11 protein-coding genes are annotated in these 14,071 nt (G+C 62.9%); 3 read left to right on the forward strand and 8 right to left on the reverse strand.

Annotated elements, in window-relative coordinates; translation table 11 throughout:
• Window positions 1–31 precede the first annotated feature (31 nt).
• On the forward strand, window positions 32–1,276 hold the full coding sequence (locus P6U23_RS33280; RefSeq protein ID WP_407181670.1) for a FecR domain-containing protein: 1,245 nt from the start codon (window positions 32–34) through the stop codon (window positions 1,274–1,276).
• 28 nt (window positions 1,277–1,304) lie between these two features.
• Here P6U23_RS33280 and P6U23_RS33285 read toward each other — a convergent pair whose 3' ends face one another.
• The 5 genes from P6U23_RS33285 to P6U23_RS33305 all read right to left on the reverse strand — a co-directional run bounded on the left by P6U23_RS33285 (window position 1,305) and on the right by P6U23_RS33305 (window position 7,037).
• Window positions 1,305–3,509 carry a xanthine dehydrogenase family protein molybdopterin-binding subunit gene (locus P6U23_RS33285; RefSeq protein ID WP_407176562.1) on the reverse strand — a complete coding sequence of 735 codons (2,205 nt, stop codon included), beginning with the start codon at window positions 3,507–3,509 and terminating at the stop codon, window positions 1,305–1,307.
• A 5-nt stretch (window positions 3,510–3,514) separates the two neighbouring features.
• Entirely contained in the window at window positions 3,515–4,531 is a 1,017-nt protein-coding gene (locus P6U23_RS33290; protein ID WP_407176563.1) for an FAD binding domain-containing protein, read from the reverse strand.
• Window positions 4,528–5,055, reverse strand: a complete 528-nt coding sequence (locus tag P6U23_RS33295) for a (2Fe-2S)-binding protein (RefSeq protein ID WP_407176564.1) — start codon at window positions 5,053–5,055, stop codon at window positions 4,528–4,530. The genes P6U23_RS33290 and P6U23_RS33295 overlap by 4 nt, the downstream gene beginning before the upstream one ends.
• 251 nt (window positions 5,056–5,306) lie before the next feature.
• Window positions 5,307–6,047 (reverse strand): NUDIX hydrolase, encoded by a 741-nt coding sequence (locus P6U23_RS33300; RefSeq protein WP_407176565.1) that lies wholly within the window; start codon window positions 6,045–6,047, stop codon window positions 5,307–5,309.
• Between the two features lie 171 nt (window positions 6,048–6,218).
• A complete protein-coding gene (locus P6U23_RS33305) occupies window positions 6,219–7,037 on the reverse strand; it encodes a phytanoyl-CoA dioxygenase (protein ID WP_407176566.1) in 819 nt (272 codons plus the stop codon).
• Window positions 7,038–7,495: 458 nt separating this feature from the next.
• Between P6U23_RS33305 and P6U23_RS33310 the strand changes: the two genes are divergently transcribed.
• Entirely contained in the window at window positions 7,496–8,779 is a 1,284-nt protein-coding gene (locus P6U23_RS33310) for an SDR family oxidoreductase (RefSeq protein ID WP_407176567.1), read from the forward strand.
• The gene (locus P6U23_RS33315; protein WP_407176568.1) at window positions 8,776–9,249 is read left to right on the forward strand and encodes a DUF2269 family protein; all 474 of its coding nucleotides are present in this window, start codon (window positions 8,776–8,778) and stop codon (window positions 9,247–9,249) included. Before P6U23_RS33310 ends, P6U23_RS33315 begins: the two co-directional genes overlap by 4 nt.
• A 53-nt stretch (window positions 9,250–9,302) precedes the next feature.
• Here P6U23_RS33315 and P6U23_RS33320 read toward each other — a convergent pair whose 3' ends face one another.
• The 3 genes from P6U23_RS33320 to asd all read right to left on the reverse strand — a co-directional run bounded on the left by P6U23_RS33320 (window position 9,303) and on the right by asd (window position 14,065).
• Complete coding sequence (locus P6U23_RS33320) at window positions 9,303–10,610, reverse strand: NRAMP family divalent metal transporter (RefSeq protein ID WP_407176569.1); 1,308 nt, start codon at window positions 10,608–10,610, stop codon at window positions 9,303–9,305.
• Window positions 10,611–10,720: 110 nt separating this feature from the next.
• Window positions 10,721–12,946, reverse strand: a complete 2,226-nt coding sequence (locus P6U23_RS33325) for an AAA family ATPase (protein ID WP_407176570.1) — start codon at window positions 12,944–12,946, stop codon at window positions 10,721–10,723.
• 255 nt (window positions 12,947–13,201) lie between these two features.
• On the reverse strand, window positions 13,202–14,065 hold the full coding sequence (gene asd, locus P6U23_RS33330; protein WP_407176571.1) for an archaetidylserine decarboxylase: 864 nt from the start codon (window positions 14,063–14,065) through the stop codon (window positions 13,202–13,204).
• Window positions 14,066–14,071: the final 6 nt, after the last annotated feature.

Raw genomic sequence — 14,071 nt, forward strand, 5'->3', positions numbered from 1 at the left:
CTCGGTCCGGTCGATTCTTTGGGCAGGTTGGATCGTGACATCACAGAGGCTTTGGCTGACGCTCGCGCTTGTCGGCCCGCTGATGCTCGGCGCCTCGGCAAAGGTCGCGGCGATGCCGGCGCCATCAGATGAAACCGCATCGATCGCACCCGATGCGGCGCCCGACCTAGTCCGGCTGGCGCAGGCTCAGCCGGCACCAAGCACGCCGGCAGCGCCCGCCGCAAGCGCGCCCTCGCCTGCGCCCGCCGCCGAGGAGCCGATCGGCAACGTCGTCACGCTGACCGGAACCGTCACCGTGATCCGCAACAAGGACTCGCTGCCGCTGCACTTGCGCGACGACATCTTTCTCAACGACACGGTGCAGACCTCGTCGAGCTCCTCGCTCGGCATCACCTTCAATGACGCCACGACCTTCAATCTGTCGGCGAACGCGAAGATCACCATCGACAATTACGTCTACGAGGATGGCGGCAAGAGCAACGCCGGCATTTTCGATATCGGCAAGGGCACGGTCGCCTTCGTCGCGGCCGCGGTGGCGAAAACCGGCGACATGAAGATCACCACGCCGACCTCGACGCTCGGCATTCGCGGCACGACGGGTCTCGTGGAAGTGCCGGAGGGCGGCGGCGCCAGCAATGTGAACATCAAGCTTTATCCTGACGCGGACGGCCATGTCGGCCGCATCGAGGTCAACGATCGTTCAGGGACACGGCTCGGCGCGCTGACGCAAGGCGCGAGCGGCTTCACCATCCGCCCCGGTATCGGCGGCGCGCGGCCGACGGCTATGCCGCTGACCATCTCGCCGCAACAGGTCGCGCGCGACCAGGGCTTTGTGCGCCAGGTGCACAGCGCACAGAACGTCGGCCGCCAGATCGTCACCGAGCAGCGCGCGCTGCGCCGCGCCAATCCGCCCGGGCCGAACACACCTAACCGCGGCAACCGGCCGCCGGGCCCGCAGCGGCAAAATCAGGCGCCTGGACAAAACCCGTCCGGACAGCCGCAGCAAGGCGCGCCGAACCGGGGCGGTCAGCAGCAGCAGCGAACCCCGCAGGCGCCGAAGCAGACGCCGCGACCGGGCGAGAAGTTCAACACCAGGCCGGGCACACAACCCGCCACTCCGCAGCGGCAGGGTGAGAGCCCGTCGCCGTCGCAGCCAGCCGTTCGCCAAGGCGGCCTGCCAGGCGGCCCGCCCGGCGTCCAGAGAGCTCCCGGGCCGAACCGACCGGGCCTGCAAAAGCCGCGGCTACTCGCGCCCAAGCGCGAGAAGAAGCATTAGAAATGCTCTCCGCGCTCGCGCGCGAGCCTCACCGCGCGAGCTTGTCCAGCGTGATGGGAAGATCGCGCACGCGCTTGCCCGTCGCATGATAGACGGCGTTGGCGACGGCCGCCGCGACGCCGACGATGCCGATTTCGCCGACCCCCTTGATGCCCATCGGGTTGATGACGCTGTCCGGCTCGTCGACGAAAATCACCTTGATATCGTGGACATCGGCGTTCACCGGAACGTGGTACTCCGCGATGTTGGCGTTCATCACCCGGCCGAAGGCGTGATCGGTCAGCGCCTCCTCATGCAGCGCCATGCCGATTCCCCACACCACGCCGCCCATGATCTGGCTGGCCGCGGTCTTGGTATTGATGATTCGTCCTGCGGCAACCGCGCTAACCACCCGTGTCACACGGATCACGCCAAGCTCTTCATCCACCTTGACCTCGGCGAAGACCGCCGAGTGCGTATTGCGCGCATGCTTGTCGTCCTCCTTGAAGTCGGAGGATCGCTCCTTCTCCAGCCGCTCCATCTTGCCATGACGCATGACGTCCGCGACCGCGACGACCCGGCCCCCGTCGCTCTTGCTGGCGAGCGCGCCATCGACCAGCACGACGTCGTCCGGCGCAAGACCGCTCAGCGGCGAGCCCGGCATGGTTTGCGCGACCGACAGCAGCTCCTTGCGGACATCGTCCGCGGCGTTGACGATCGCGTGCGCCACCGACGCGGCGGTCCACGAGCCGCCCTCGACCTGCGCCGTCGGCAGGGTGGAATCCCCGAGCTTCACGGTCACGCTGTCGAGCGGCAGGCCGAGCATGTCGGCCGCGACCTGCGCCACGATGGTATAGGTGCCGGTGCCGATGTCGGTGGCGGCGGTGGAAATCTCGGCGTGACCGTTGGCCGTGAGTACGATCCGCGCCGAGAACGGCATCTGCAGCGCCTCCCAGACGCCGCTCGCCATTCCCCAGCCCACCAGTTCGCTTCCGTCCCGCATCGAACGCGGCGCCGGACTGCGCCTATCCCATCCAAACGCCTGGGCGCCCTGTCGATAGCATTCCTTGAGCTGCTTGCTGCTGTAAGGCAGGCCGCTCTCCTGGTCGCGATCCGAGTAGCAGCGCAGCCGCAACAGCAGCGGATCGAGCTTCAACGCGACGGCGAGTTCGTCCATCGCGCATTCCAGTGCATAGACCCCGGTGGCGGCGCCCGGCGCGCGCATGTCGCAGGGCGTCATCACGTCGAGCGGCACGAGCCTGTGCGCATAGCGCGCGTTGGGCGAGGCGTAGAGCTGCTCCGCCCAGCCGGCATCGTTGCGCGAGAAATCCTCGTGTTGCGAGGTCATCGCGACGGCTTCATAGACGACCGCATCGAGCGCGCCGCCGGCGTTCGCGCCGAGCGAAACCCGCTCGATGGTGGCGGGGCGATAGCTTAGCCCGTACATCTGGGCGCGGCTGAGCACGACGCGCACCGAGCGCTTGAGCTTGAGTGCGCCGAGCGTTGCCAGCACGACCTCATATTGGGGACGCAAGCCGATGCCGAATGCGCCGCCGACGAAGGGCGACATCACGCGCACATCGTCCGGCTTTAGTCCGAACACGCCACAGACATAGCGCTGCACGTTCTGCACGCCTTGCGTCTTGTCGTAGATGGTGAGCTTGCCGCCGCCGTTCCAGACGACGGTCGCGGCGAACAGTTCCATCGGGTTGTGATATTCGGCCGGGATGAAATATTCGGCCTCATGCCGCACCGCTGCGCCGGCAAACGCCTTCGCGGCATCGCCGCGCGGCTTCTGCGGTTTGTCGACGGTGTGCGCCTGCTCCAGGCGCGCGCGCAGATCGGTCGAAAAACCATCCGCTTCGTAATCGACCTGCACGAGCGTTGCCGCAAAGACCGCGGTCTCCCAATCCTCCGCAAGGACCAGCGCGATCGGCTGGCCGTTGAATTTGATCTTGTCGTCGTAGAGCGGGCGGAACGGCGAGCCGCCTTCCGGCGCGACGTCGTCGTGATAATCGTCGTCGCGCCCCGCCATCTTCGGACGGTCGGCGTGCGTGAGCACGGCGAGCACACCTCGCACCGCAAGCGCGCCGCTCGCATCGATGCGCGCGATGCGGCCCTTGGCGATGGTAGACGTGACCACCGCTCCATAGGCGAGATCGGACGCCGCGAACTCGCCGGCATATTTGGCCAGTCCCGTAACCTTGGCGCGGCCGTCGACGCGGGAGGTGGATGTGCCGATGCTTGGTGCCATGACGTTCACCGGATCTTCTTGACGGACTGGATTTGCGGCGTGGCGTTCGCCGCCTGAGTCAGCGTGCGGATGATCGCGCGCCGCGCAAGACCGATCTTGAAGCTGTTGTGCGAATAGCCCTTGGCGCCCGCGAGAAGCGCGTCGGCGGCCTTCTCGAAGGCGGCCCTGCCGGGAGCCTCGCCGCGCAGCGCGGCTTCGGCGTCGCGATTGCGCCAGGGCTTGTGCGCGACGCCGCCAAGCGCAAGGCGCGCCTCCTTGATGCGGCCGCCGTCGAGCTTGAGCGCGGCCGCGACCGATACCAGCGCAAAGGCATAGGACAGCCGGTCGCGAATCTTCAAGTAACTGTAGTTTTCGGCATAGCCCTCGGCCGGCAGTTCGATCGCCGTCACCACCTCGTTCGTCCCGAGATTGTTGTCGAGATGCGGGGTGTCGCCAGGCAGCCGATGGAAATCCTCGAACGCGATGCTGCGCTCGCCGGAGGAGCCCATCACGTGCACCTTGGCCTCCAGCGCCGCCAGCGCAACGCACATATCGGACGGATGCGTCGCGATGCAGGCCTCGCTGGTGCCGAGAATGGCGTTGATGCGGTTGATGCCGTTGATCGCCGCGCAGCCGGAACCGGGCTCGCGCTTGTTGCAGGGCGTTGCGACGTCATAGAAATAGAAGCAGCGCGTTCGCTGCAGGAGATTGCCGCCGGTGGACGCCATGTTGCGAAGCTGCGCCGAGGCACCGGCGAGGATCGCGCTGGACAGCAGCGGATAGCGCTGCTCGATCAGCGGGTGATAGGCGAGATCGCTGTTCGGCACCAGCGCGCCGATGCGCACGCCGCCGCCCCTCGTCTCCTCGACGCTCTTGAGCGGCAGGCGCGTGATGTCGATCAGCCGCGCCGGACGTTCGACGTCATACTTCATGAGATCGACGAGGTTGGTCCCGCCGGCGATGAACTTGGCCGCCGGATCGGCCGCAATCTGCCTGACGGCATCGGCAACATCGGTCGCCCGCGAATATTCGAAATTGTTCACGGCTTGCCTCCCATCGCGCTCATTGCCTGCTGAACGGCGGCAACGATGTTGGGGTATGCGCCGCAGCGGCATATGTTGCCGCTCATCAATTCGCGGATCTCGTCGGCGGTCTTTGCCTTCCCTTCCGCGATCAACCCGGCCGCCGAACAGATCTGCCCCGGCGTGCAGTAGCCGCACTGAAACGCGTCATGATCGATGAAAGCCTGCTGCAGGGGATGCAGCGCATCGCCATTTGCGAGCCCCTCGATGGTGACGACATCGGAGCCGTCCTTCATGACGGCGAGCGTGAGGCACGCCGTCACTCGCCGCCCGTCGAGCAGGACCGTGCAGGCGCCGCACTGACCGTGGTCGCAGCCTTTCTTGGTGCCGGTCAGGTCGAACCTGTCGCGAAGCAGGTCAAGCAGCGTGGTCCAAGGCGCAACGTCCAGCGTGCGCTTCTCGCCGTTGATCGTGAGTGTTACCGGGAAGGTGGCGGGCGTCGAGGTCTGTCGAGGGCCCGCCTGGGCTACGGGTGGTCGGTTCATGCAATCCCTCCGGAAAGCAAAGCAGCGGTCCACGCCTGTACGGCTGCACGTGAAGTAGCAGGAGGAACAATTCGTTGCGATGACGATGGTTCGATCACGGGCCGGTCAGCGTGCGTTTACGAAATCGGCGTGTATTTAAGGACAACCGCCGGCGGCATCGGGGTGCCACTATTGCGCGCGAGCACCGCCAAATGGGCCTTTAAGTCGACTATGTTCCGAGGCTCGGCGGCGCTGCGGCTGAGCGTCGAGACTTACACCGCGCGCCGCAGCCAATCGCGCAGCAACGCGGTAAGCGTCCTACGGCGCGGTTCGGCGGTCGTGGTGGCGAAGTCATCGCTCGGTTCCGATGTCTCGGCCGGACCGGCCCCGGCCGCCACGAGCTCCGGCTTTTCGACCGCCGCCACCTCGTCAGAGAGGTCTGCACTTGCCCCATCCATAACAGGCTCCGTCCTCGTTGCGGGCACCTCGACCGGCGGGCGGGACAGAGCAGGCGCGGCGAGCGGCGGCTCCGCCGACGGCACGGGCCGGCTGCGCCGTTTCTTCTGTGAGGATGGTTTTGCCCTCTCGCGCGCGACGTTCGAGGTCGCGGCTTCCAGCGCCAGCGGACCGACATTGGCGAGGAACGCGCGCTCATAGGCGCGGGACAGCCGTTCCACCGCCGCATCCAGCGGCAGCCAGTCGACCTCCCGGATGTCGTTCATCAGCTCATAGGCCGGCCCGCCATTGGCCTCCATGCGCCAATAATGCACGACCTTGGAGCGCCCGCCCGACTCATAGACCAGCGTGCCGAGAAATTCATGCACGGTGACATCGTACCCGGTCTCTTCGTTGACTTCGCGCTCGGCGGCATCGCGCGGCGTCTCGCCGTCATCGAGCTTGCCTTTCGGCAATACCCATTCATTGCGCTTGCGCAGGCGCACCACCGCAACCTGCGGCGGGCTCGCCCGCCGCAGCACAATGCCTCCCGCCGCCAGAACAGGCGCCCGCGCCATCCCGTTTCCTTAAGGATCAGCCAGAGATGAAAGAATCGACCGCGACGATATAGGGCCTGGCGGCGACAAAATCGAGATTACGAACGGCATGGATTGATTGCGTAGATCTCGCGTGCGCCCACCAAAACGAACATCGCGCGATGTCAGGGAGATCAAAGAGTGTTCCTTGCCTCAACTCTCCTGCAATGCGAGCCGGATCGCCAACTCAACCGGCGAATAGGCGCCGTCCTCGCGATTGAGCCGGAATGGCTCCTTGGGATGAAGCGGCGGCTGGGCCATGAAGCGCGGCTCCTTGCCTCGATGCATTTGCGCCGCATGAACCAGAAATGGATGGCAGAGATAGACATCACCCGCGCGCCCCGCCGCCAGCGCCAGCGGTCTATGCAGTGTCGCGCAGAATTTATCCAGTTCACCATGCGACAGCCCCGCCTCGCCGGCCGGCTGGAGGTGTCTGGCGACGTCCCGATGCGACCCGACCTTGATGCGCGTGGGCGCGTCGTTCTCTCCAACATCGGAGAACAGAAACAGCATAAGGAGCGCGCGACCGCGCGAAATTACGTTTACACGCCAATCCGAGAAGTCCTTGTTCTCGTCCCAGCGTCCAGTCGGTCCAGGAAAGCTGACATCGATATGCCATCCGGCGTCGCCGGGATCATCGGGATGCGGAAAGCGTATCGGGAAGGTGCCAAGACCGTCACGCGGACGCCAACGTCCTTTCCCGACCAACTGATCGAACGACGCATGAAGCGTTGGCGTAGTGACCGCTTTCCTGAAGGGTTCTTGGCCGTATCCGGGAAGTCGAATGACCGGTTTGCTCCAGGTCGCAGGGTTGCCGGGATCACAAGGAAGATCCCGCCACATGATCTCGCGGCCTTCCTCCGCGAGTTTGCGCGGAAAGGCTTGATCGATCCGGACGAAGCCATCTCGAATGAATTGCTGTATCTGCGCGTCGCTTAATACGCGTGCCAGTTCGTGTTCATGGATAGGCATGAAAGTCCCACATCGCTTGACCACCATCCCTGCCCGCTTCAGGCAGGGTTATCGGCCGGTTCTCGTCTTGAAGGCATCAGCCGTGACCTGGTGCCGTCGCTCACCCGCATGGGCCGCTATCAGCGGCTCAGGAAAAAGATTGAGGCGATGTGGAGAGTGCTCATCATGAGCCGGATGGTATCAGCGGCCTCCGAAATGATCAACGGAGCTCCGACAGGAACCAATGTAAGCGGCTGTAATTGAACTCGCATAGCCGGGAACACAGCCGTCCCGCCGGTTCGGTGCTGGAGAAGCACCTGCAGCTTGCCCAATCGTTGGGCTCGGAGCCGAGGCGGAAATAGAGCGTCCGAAGGCGCCTGATACGCGCCGCCCATGGAAACTGCGCAGGCGGCGCAGGAGACAGCGCTGAGACAGCCACCGCGCGGGACAATGGACAGACATCGCACGATGCGATCGCGATGAAGATTCTTCTTACCGGCGCGACCGGATTGATCGGATCCGCGCTTGCGTATCGCCTCATGCAGGAGGGGCACGACATCATTGGCCTCGCCCGCCACCGCTCCCGATCCGTGAGGCTCAAGGGCTGGGCCATTGTCGATATCGCGTCCATGCGCGAGGCCGCTGACTGGTTGCCTTATCTCGCTGGCATCGAGGCAGTGGTCAATTGCGCCGGCGTTCTGCAGGACAGTCCTCAAGAATGTACGGAGGGCGTTCATTCGACCGGAGTGGCCACGTTGTTCGCTGCGTGCGAGCAAAGCGGTATCCGCCGAGTTATCCATCTGTCCGCAATCGGCGTCGACAGGGAGCGGCCCTCGGCGTTCTCCTCGACCAAATATGCAGGCGACCGACAATTGGTGACGCGAGATCTGGAGTGGGTGATCCTGAGGCCTTCGGTGGTGCTCGGCCGATCCGCGTTCGGCGCCAGCGCTCTGATCCGCTCCCTTGCCAGCCTGCCGGTTGTGCCGCTGATGCCCGACACGCAGCCGCTTCAGGTGGTGCAGCTCTCGGACGTCCTGGCGACGATCTCATTCTTCCTGAAGGCGGATGCCCCCTCGCGCCTCGAACTGGAACTCGCCGGTCCCGACCGACTGCAGATGGGAGATGTCGTCGCGCAATATCGAAACTGGTATGGCTGGCGCCCTGCTCATACGATCATCGTTCCAAGGCCGCTGTCCCGCGTTCTATACCGTCTCGGCGATCTGGTCAGTGCGCTCGGCTGGCGTCCCCCGATGCGAACCAACGCCGCGCTGGAAATCGCACGAGGAGCCATCGGGGACCCCGCGCCGTGGATGTCCGTCACCGGCATTCGACCTCAATCTCTTCAACGGGCGCTGGCGGCCGAACCGGCGGCCATTCAAGACAAATGGTTTGCTCGATTGTATCTGCTCAAGGCGGTGCTCTTTCCGGTGCTGGTGGCATTCTGGATCGGAACGGGACTGATCTCGCTGACGTCGGGATATGCGAGCGGAGTTCAATTGATGCGAAGCACAGGGGCCGGAGCCTTGTCGGGAGCCGCCGTGATCGCTGGCGCGCTCGCGGATATGGCGATCGGCGTCGGAATAGCGTGGCGTCCCCTGACCCGCTATGGCTTGTACGCGGCGCTTGCGCTGTCATCGTTCTACGCCGTTGCTGCGACTGTGCTGCGCCCGGATCTGTGGAGCGAGCCGCTCGGCCCTCTCTTCAAGATCATCCCGATCCTCGTCCTGCATCTGATTGCGCTCGCGATTCTGGATGAACGATGACGCTGTATTTTCTCTTGAAGTATCTCCACCTGATCGGCGCCTCGGTGCTGCTCGGAACGGGCGCAGGGATCGCGTTCTTCATGCTTCGGGCTCATTTGACCGGCGACCCCACGGTCATTGCGGCCGTGGCTCGCATCGTTGTGCTCGCGGATGGTCTGTTCACGGCGACGGCGGTCGTGGTGCAACCGCTGACCGGAATAGCGCTTGCCTCTCAGGCGGGCTACGCTCTGACCGAAGGCTGGATTGTGCTCTCGGTGGCTTTGTATCTTCTGACCGGCGTGTTCTGGCTGCCCGTCGTCTGGATCCAGATTCAAATGCGCAATCTGGCAGCCATATCGGCAAGCGAGGGAAAACCGCTGCCGGTCCGGTACTACATCCTGTTCCGGATTTGGTTCGCCTTTGGCTTTCCGGCATTTGGCGCAGTCATGATCATTTTCTGGCTTATGATTTCCCGGCCGTCGATTTGGTGAAACACTTCTACCCCTTCTCGCGGCCGTGCCGAGGCAATGGCTCAACAGCGGTGCTACAACAACCAGCTCACGGGCAACCCGATACTTGCCGAGAAGATGGCAGCCACCGTAAGCCAGCTTAGCCCGTTGAGCCAGAAGCTGTTGACCTTATCGCCCATGAGGTCCCGGTTGCTCGTCATGAGGACGATGAACAAAAGCAACGGCGGAGTCGAAAAGCCCTGCACAATTCCGGCATACACCAAGGCTTTCATTGGATTGAAGCCCAGGCCATTGAGCAGGACGGCCAGCAATGTAAAGCCCGCGATCAGGGCATAAAACGCCTTCGCCTCCTTTGGCTGCGCGTGCAAGCTGCTCTTCCAGCCCATGACCTGGGCAAGATCGTACGCCGCGCCCGTCGTCATGACCGGCACGGCGAGGAATCCGACAGCGATCACGCCGATGGCGAACAGGAAAGCCGCCGCGCTCCCGGCCAAGGGTCGCAACGCTTCCGCCGCTTGCGCTGCGTCCTCGATGTTGGTTTGACCGGCCTTGTGCAGCGTTGCCCCGGTCGACAGAATGATGAAGTACATGATGATGTTCGAGAACGCCATTCCGGCTACGATGTCCCGTTGTGATCGCCTGAGCTCGCCTTCGGTGGCGCCCTGCCGATCGGACAGCCTGGTCTTTCCTTCCTCTATCTTTTCCTCGACTTCGACATTGGATTGCCACGTATACAGATAGGCAGACAGGGTCGTGCCGATCACCGCGACGAGGATCGAGAGAAAATCCCTTGATAGCTCGATATGCGGAACAAACGTTCCTCGCAGCACTTCCCAAAGATCCGGCCTTGCCAGGAACGCAGAGCCGACATAGGCGAACAGCGAGAGCGCGAGCCAACGAAAGATATTACGAATGAAGGTATAGGATCCGAATATCTGAAGCAGCAGAATGGTCGAGGCGACCGCGACGACGGTCAGAAAGGGCGGGACCGGAAAGAAGATGTTCAGGCACGCGGCCATGCCGGCGATGTCTGCACCGGCTTCAATGGTGTTTCCGGCAAGGACACCAATGAGCATCGGCCACAGAACCCATTTTGGATAGCGCTCCTTTACGACCTGAAACAAGCCCTTGCCGGTCACCTGCCCCAATTTGGAGGACAGATAGACGACGGCGAACATCATCGGAAAGGTGACGGGGGCCGTCCAAAGGAAGCTCAGCCCGAATTGCGCACCTGCACTCGCATAAGTCCCGATTGCAGAGCAATCATCGTCGGCAGCGCCGGTGACAACGCCCAGTCCGAGCGTCCGCGCCAATTCTCTTCGGTTCCGCGTTCGCCCGGATTGGCTCGTTGCCCGACTCTCAGTCTCCGCTTTTCCCGACATCGATTACGGACGCCCGAGTCTAATCGGCCCATTGCAGCATCAAGCTTGCGCGATTGGATTCGTTCCCGCGTGCCGGCATACCCACTTCGTCATGGCGCGCCTGCGGTCACTCAGGCTGACTCGCGGTAGTAGGCGTCGCGCCGATCCGAATAGCCTTCGAAGCGTCGCAGGAATTTCTCGTCCGCCTTGTTGAGAACGGTCCCCAGCAGACGTTCGGAAAGAAGCGGGGATGAGCGTACGGCGTTGAGGATCTCCTTCGTCGACGTGCCGCCCCATTCGACGATCAGGATGAACGCGTCGAAAAGATGGGCCGTTGCCTTGACATCTACGATCGGCAGGACCGCGGGCAGGTCGCAAAGGACATAATCATACTCGTTGCGCGCCGCTTTCAGCATGTCCTTGATCGCCGACGAGTTCAGCGCATCGGAGCTGCTGAAAGGTCTCGCCGCGATGGGAGACGCCAAGACATCAAACTTGAAGTTCGGATCCGTGATAACGAGATTTTCGAATTCCAACCCATTCTCGACCATGTCAATCAGCCCCGGCCTGTCGGCATAGCCAAGCATTCGAGACGCGGAGGGACTGCGCAAGTCGGCATCGATCAGAAGAGTGCGCGCACCGGTCCCCGCGAGGAAGGCTGCAAACGCAGCCGTGACAGTTGTCTTCCCCTCGCCCGGAAGCGCCGACGTGATGCCGATGATCTTGGCGCCCGCCGGATGAAGGTCGATCGCAACCTTCATGTATCGCAGCGCTTCCGCGGTCGCGGAGAAACATGGGGCTTCGGTGATCTGGACGAAGGGCAACGAGTCACTTTCCCGGAATCTGCCCAACGGCTTGGATATCGCCGGCAGAACCGCGAGGCAGGCAGAGCCGACAAGCTTTTCGAGCTGATCGCGCGTGTGAATGCGGCGGTTCATCAACTGCTCGCGGGCGATCGCCGACATCACGCCAAATCCCAATCCGCACAGCGTCGCAAAGGCGAGAGTCAAGGCGATCTTGGGCGAACTTGGCTCGCGCGGAGCAGGCGCCTCGGTCACTACGCGGGCCTCGGTCGAGGGAAACGACTGCTGCTGCAGGGCTTGAGTGAACCTCGACAGGAACGTCTCGTAGATCCCGCGATAGGTCTCGGCACCGCTCTCCAGTTCGCGCAGGTGAACTTGCGCCTGCCTTGTCGCACCGGACTTCTGGAACACCTCCATCATCCGCTTGTCGATGGCTTCTTCCTGGCTTTTGGTTATCTGGAGCTCGCTCTTGTAGCTCTCCGCAATCCGGGAAATCTCATCCCAAATCGAACTCTGCAGGGCAGCCATTTCGGCACGAAGATTCCTGACCGCAATGTGATTGACGCCATATTTGGCGTTCCATTCCGCCTGCCTGGCCTGATCGTCCAGGAATTGCTGCCGCAGCTTGGTGACGACGGGGCTGCTCAAGGCATCCGTGACAACGGGGTCGGGGATGCTGAAATCGCCCATATTGTTGGAGCGCTGCTCGAGAACCCGCTGGATGCGATCGAGCTTGGCCCGGGCCTGGCTGGTGTCGGCACGCGCCCTGGCCAGCGCCACACCAAGCTGATCAAGTTCGATGTCGCTCGCCAGCTTGCCGTCCTTGCCGATGATGATGTTCTTTTCGGTTTTAAAATCCTGAACCGCCTTATAGGCATCGCTCGCCTGTTGACGGAGCGCGCGCATCCGCTCGTCGAGCCATTCGCTTGCGCGACGGATCTGGTCGAACTTCGCCTGAAGCTGGTCTTCAATGTAAGACTCTGCAAACGTGTTCGCTATCTTCGCCGCTTTTTCCGGGTCGAGAGATGTGTACGAGATCCGCTCCACGTAGCTCTGCCCTACCCGTGTCACGCGCAGATTGTTCTTGATCGTGGAGAGCGCCCGTCGCATCGGTTCGTCGCTTGTTGCGTCCGACCCGGGTTCTTGCGTGAGCAAGGCAACGATGCGAGCTCGAATTCCCTGCCGGGGCCCGACGAACTCCGGATCTTCAGTTAGATTGAGCTGATGAACGACAGACCTTCGAACTCTTTCGGACCTGGTCGTCTCGAGTTCGGTTTCCACCGCAGCATCATCGATGGAGCGGGTCTCCGAGGACATCTCGCTGTGGGTCCAGGTGATCTTCTCGGTATCGATGATCATGTCCGCAGTGGCGGTGTATTTGGGCGGCGTCGTGGCAACGTACGTAACCCCACCACCAAACGACAAAGCGGTGATCAGAGCGAGAAGGCGCCACTCGCGGCGAAGGAAATCGCGGAGGTGAACTAGAAACTGTGTTTCGAGATCGGCGGCGCCATCTGCTGCTGCAAAAGGCCCAAACTCACCGGCAATGTCCATCCACTGCCTTTCCGTTCGAGTTGGTACGACGACGATAGCACGTTTTCACAAGCCGGGCGTACGCAGAGAGCGCACGCCCTGATTTGAAGGCGCGATGTCACCTAGATACCGGCGGCGCCTGCTGCAGCCGTCAGTGAACCCACTTTTGTCTTTAGCTTGCGCAAGGAACTAGCGCGAAGGCCAGAAAGTTCCGCGTCGCGTCCAAACAAGACGCCGGGCTCGCCTGTTCTGCGTGCGACCGAAGGGCCTTCGCTTTTAGGAGATTCGCAGCAGCGGTTCCCCGGCGCGGACGCGCCCCCACTCCGTGACGTTGTCGCAGAACTCAAAATGGGCGGGCGCCAGCACGATGATCGTCGAGCCGTGCTCGAACCAGCCGAGCTCGTCACCCTTCTTCACATCGACATCGCAAGGGTAGTTGAGCGGCCCGCGCGTCTGGCCGTTGAGCACGAGATCGAGAAAGTGCAGGCGGATGCTCGCGACCAGGATGGCGGCGACCGGCACCAGGGTCAGGGCGTCGCCGCTTTTCAGATGCGTGCTGATCACCGCGCGCTCGTTCTTGCAGAACAGCCTTTCGACGCGCTTGAGCGCGATCGGGTTGACGTTCCAGGTATCGCCATGGATCAGCCTGACCTCGTCGATATGGCAGTCATGCGGCGCGTGGAAGCGGTGATACATGCTCGAGGTCAGCCGCAAGGTGATGAACCGCCCGTTGCGGTGCGCCTCGACCTGCGCGGGATCGCCGAGGAGATCGGCAAGGGAATATGGGGCGCCCTTGATCTGGAACAGCTCGCCCTCCCGGATCGTGCCGAAGGCGCCGATGATCGCGTCCGACGGGCTCGCCACGATGTTCGGATCGGGATCGTAGGGACGCAGGCCGGGTTTCAGCTCGCGGGTGAAGCAATCATGCAGGCTCTTGAAGTGGGTCTTTTTGGCTTCGGACAGGTCGAGATCGGAGAACTGCCGCCATAGGCCGATGGAGAGATCCCGTACCAGGGGGTTCTCGATCTTGGAGAACCAGCCCATGAAACGGGTCACTGCTGCGCGCGGGATCCGGTTGGTGAGCAGGAAATTGAGGTCTTCCTGCTGGGTTATCGCGGAGATGAGGCTCTTGACTGTCATGAATCT

Origin of the sequence: Bradyrhizobium sp. STM 3562 (assembly GCF_045571435.1) — a bacterium.
GTDB lineage: Bacteria > Pseudomonadota > Alphaproteobacteria > Rhizobiales > Xanthobacteraceae > Bradyrhizobium.

Excerpts from the sequence above, each read along its gene's own strand:
- P6U23_RS33285 (WP_407176562.1), bottom strand. The coding sequence starts at position 3,509 with ATGGCACCAAGCATCGGCACATCCACCTCCCGCGTCGACGGCCGCGCC.
- P6U23_RS33295 (WP_407176564.1), bottom strand. The coding sequence starts at position 5,055 with ATGAACCGACCACCCGTAGCCCAGGCGGGCCCTCGACAGACCTCGACG.
- P6U23_RS33300 (WP_407176565.1), bottom strand. The coding sequence starts at position 6,047 with ATGGCGCGGGCGCCTGTTCTGGCGGCGGGAGGCATTGTGCTGCGGCGG.
- P6U23_RS33305 (WP_407176566.1), bottom strand. The coding sequence starts at position 7,037 with ATGCCTATCCATGAACACGAACTGGCACGCGTATTAAGCGACGCGCAG.
- P6U23_RS33310 (WP_407176567.1), top strand. The coding sequence starts at position 7,496 with ATGAAGATTCTTCTTACCGGCGCGACCGGATTGATCGGATCCGCGCTT.
- P6U23_RS33315 (WP_407176568.1), top strand. The coding sequence starts at position 8,776 with ATGACGCTGTATTTTCTCTTGAAGTATCTCCACCTGATCGGCGCCTCG.
- P6U23_RS33320 (WP_407176569.1), bottom strand. The coding sequence starts at position 10,610 with ATGTCGGGAAAAGCGGAGACTGAGAGTCGGGCAACGAGCCAATCCGGG.
- P6U23_RS33325 (WP_407176570.1), bottom strand. The coding sequence starts at position 12,946 with ATGGACATTGCCGGTGAGTTTGGGCCTTTTGCAGCAGCAGATGGCGCC.
- asd (WP_407176571.1), bottom strand. The coding sequence starts at position 14,065 with ATGACAGTCAAGAGCCTCATCTCCGCGATAACCCAGCAGGAAGACCTC.